This is a genomic window from Gilvimarinus sp. 1_MG-2023, from assembly GCF_030548285.1.
This window is the reverse complement of record NZ_JAUOSC010000575.1, coordinates 1-323: the sequence shown is the minus strand read 5'-3', so window position 1 is coordinate 323 and position 323 is coordinate 1. Positions and strand designations below refer to the sequence as shown.

At 57.3% G+C, this 323-nt stretch carries 1 pseudogene; it reads right to left on the bottom strand.

What is annotated here, in order from left to right:
* Positions 1 to 323 (bottom strand): annotated as a pseudogene (locus tag Q4563_RS18150) (type VI secretion system ATPase TssH); the annotation flags it as partial.

Here is a 323-nt window from a genome sequence, read left to right as displayed (position 1 = left end):
GGCCAACGCCTTGCACAGCTCGGTTTTACCCACCCCGGTCGGGCCAAGGAACAGGAAAGAACCATGAGGTCGATTCGGGTCCGACAACCCGGCGCGGGAACGTCGTACCGCGTTGGCCACGGCCTTGATGGCCTGATCCTGTCCCACCACGGACTCATGTAATACATCTTCCATACGCAGCAGTTTTTCCCGTTCACCTTCCAGCATCCGGCTCACCGGAACGCCGGTCCAGCGAGAAACCACTTCAGCGATTTCATCTTCTGTCACCTTGTTACGTAACAGGGTAAATTCCTGCGAGCCATTGGACTCGGCTTCATTGGCAC